Origin of the sequence: Nostoc flagelliforme FACHB-838 (assembly GCF_014698065.1) — a bacterium.
GTDB lineage: Bacteria > Cyanobacteriota > Cyanobacteriia > Cyanobacteriales > Nostocaceae > Nostoc > Nostoc flagelliforme_B.
In genome coordinates, this window is the sequence record NZ_JACJSI010000631.1 from 1 (window position 1) to 2,374 (window position 2,374).

General features: G+C 41.8%; 4 protein-coding genes and 1 pseudogene. 3 read left to right on the top strand and 2 right to left on the bottom strand.

Annotation, left to right across the window (positions count from 1 at the left end; genetic code table 11):
• Positions 1-187: pseudogene (locus H6G97_RS52080) on the bottom strand (IS4 family transposase); the annotation flags it as partial.
• Between the two features lie 237 nt (positions 188-424).
• Between H6G97_RS52080 and H6G97_RS49965 the strand changes: the two are divergent.
• Positions 425-1,135, top strand: a complete 711-nt coding sequence (locus tag H6G97_RS49965) for a hypothetical protein (RefSeq protein ID WP_190947641.1) — start codon at positions 425-427, stop codon at positions 1,133-1,135.
• A 90-nt stretch (positions 1,136-1,225) separates the two neighbouring features.
• On the opposite strand, the gene H6G97_RS55770 is transcribed toward H6G97_RS49965, so the two are convergent.
• Positions 1,226-1,387, bottom strand: coding sequence for a hypothetical protein (locus H6G97_RS55770; protein WP_338422028.1), 162 nt, complete (start codon positions 1,385-1,387; stop codon positions 1,226-1,228).
• A 103-nt stretch (positions 1,388-1,490) separates the two neighbouring features.
• On the opposite strand from H6G97_RS55770, the gene H6G97_RS55775 reads away from it, so the two are divergent.
• Positions 1,491-1,709 carry a hypothetical protein gene (locus H6G97_RS55775; RefSeq protein ID WP_338422029.1) on the top strand — a complete coding sequence of 73 codons (219 nt, stop codon included), beginning with the start codon at positions 1,491-1,493 and terminating at the stop codon, positions 1,707-1,709.
• A gap of 99 nt (positions 1,710-1,808) precedes the next feature.
• Positions 1,809-2,374, top strand: a 566-nt coding sequence (locus H6G97_RS49975; RefSeq protein ID WP_242056186.1) for a hypothetical protein, incomplete at its 3' end; no start/stop codon positions are given.

The following is a 2,374-nucleotide window of genomic DNA, read 5'->3' on the forward strand; positions in this document are numbered from 1 at the left end:
TATCAGTATCCAACACTTGCGATAAAAACACCCACAACGTTATTAATGGGTCAAATAATCGCTTTTTATATTTGATTTTTAGCTCAGATATGGCTTGTTTAATTACAGATTCTGGCAATAGTTCTTTAAAAGGTAGCCCCAAACTTTGATTAAATTTGTCCTTGAGGATTTGTACTCGTAGTGTCACAGTAGTAATTATCGTATTCGCTTGCTCGTCTCAAAAAAAGTATTTCACAGACGAGTAAGCTTTTTCTACCTCCAAAAAATTTTTAGATTGTACATCATCCTTCTATCCGCGATGCCGAAGGCGGTTCGCTTTGCGACCATCGCCTGACTTATGCCATTACTGCGGGAGTGAGCATTAAAGCTGTAGTCCTTATCCTGCATAGCTTATAGCTTTTCTTAGTGCCATTCGATTCACATCATGTCGGATAACATATTTACTCGCGCAGAATTGTTTGAATTATTAAGTGCCAGTTACAGCCCAGAGCAAATTATTGCTGGATTAGAACAACTTGCCGCCTCAGACTCAACAGTTGATCCAAATGCAGAAGAATTTCCTGTAGAAATCAGCGATCGCTTAGAAAGGTTGTTCAATCTAGCGCAAGCAACCCTCGACAAATCGAAGCTGTTAGGAGGTAGCGGCAATTTGGCGAATATACAGACGGGAGCAATAGATATGGCCACTGAACAATTACAATTTGTTGGAGTCAGCCGGGAAACGTTTAAAGCATTCTTGGACATTGTGGCAGGCAAGACTGTTGCTCAAGCGCTGGCAGTTCATGAGTTTGAGCAAGAATTGTTTGATGAAATCACAAGTGAGCTTGATGCTCGTTCATTGCAGCGAAGGACAGAGCAAGGCTTCGATGAAATAGCGTTTATTTATCAGTTGGCCAAAAATCCCGAAATCAGGCAACAAATTACCCAAGAGTACGGGTTAAAGACTGGGGATGAGGTAAAACAAGAGGTTCAAAAACTCACTAATACTGCAACTGTTGGTTTTGACCCGGAAGCATTCTTACAAGAACTAGGAGTGCCGACATCAGAAAAAAAGTCCACACGACCCACGACGATTCAGGATCTGAAAAATTTGACACGCTCTTTGTTGAGCGAGAAATTCCAATCTCCAGCTTAAAATGGCGCAAGTTCTTCGAGCAGGATCTTTTCGGATTCTCAATTATTTTTTTCTTAATTTGTATTGGGCTGTCTGTTTACATTCGTGTTGCTAATGCACCGCCGCCCCAAACAACACAAAGTATCGACGGGCAACAACCGTAAAATATTCCGGTTGAGTGACAATGAAATACCAGAAGCAAGCGATGTTGGGATTATTGGGCATGGGGTTAATCGCAAGTCCTTGATTATCGCAACTGCCAGCCCAATTCAAAACTTACTCTCACGGCATTACGATTCGAGAGTCTGAAGAACTAGAACGCATTAAAGCCGAGCAAAGGGCAGAAACCGCTGACAAAATTAACTCTCTTGGAATTATGCCCTCATTCAGTAAGTTACGAATCAGGAACTATTTAGACTCGAAAAAACGTAACCCTAGACCTGACACTACAGGTTATTTAGAAGATGAGACAGTTTTTGTGTATGACTCAACTGGTTTATGTATTGGGCGAATTGAACAGAGGCAATGGCGGTGGAAGTATAGATTCAAAAATGCTTGTAAGAATTCGCCACTGTACCAAGATTCCCGTGATTGATTTATGAAATATCTCACTCCAAACAAATCTAATTCACAACCAAAACCAGAATCATCACCATAAACAGAGCCAAAAAAAGGAGGGAGTGACTACCTAGAATTGTTAGCTCGGTGGATTGTGGCATTAATTTCACTGCCAGTCATCTTTATCTCACATATCATTGCCCAATTTGTTACCCCAGGCACACCCGGATACAAGCTTGTTGGTGCAATTGGTTTCTGGATTGGTACACTGCTTTCTACTGATAGCATTTGGCAAGTTTTATTCCAGGGAAAACCTCTTCTACCGTGGTTTGAGCAAGAATGGATCGGTTGGATCGGTTGGTTACAATTACCGTTCAATGTGTTGTTTTGGATTAGTTTTGGCATCTCTGCATTAGTACAAGTCATGGAAGCGCGAACATTGCGTGGTAAAGATCCCCAGCAAGCCTTGCATGAATTTGAAGATTCCAAGCAATATACTCTGGGTACAAAACCGACTGGAAACATCGATTTGACCGTGGCTTTATGGGGTGATTATAAAGTTGCCGGCATGAAAGAACGTCACACAGGGGGAGCGATCGCACTATTTTTCTGGGTACTAGACATCACCACCACATTCGTTGGTCGTAATCCCTTCCACTACACTAACCCAGGTTTAATCCTGGCTTGTTTTGCTTACAATGT

What these genes read in the sequence shown, in the direction of transcription:
- H6G97_RS49965 (WP_190947641.1), top strand. Translation starts at nt 425, where the DNA reads ATGTCGGATAACATATTTACTCGCGCAGAATTGTTTGAATTATTAAGT.
- H6G97_RS55775 (WP_338422029.1), top strand. Translation starts at nt 1,491, where the DNA reads ATGCCCTCATTCAGTAAGTTACGAATCAGGAACTATTTAGACTCGAAA.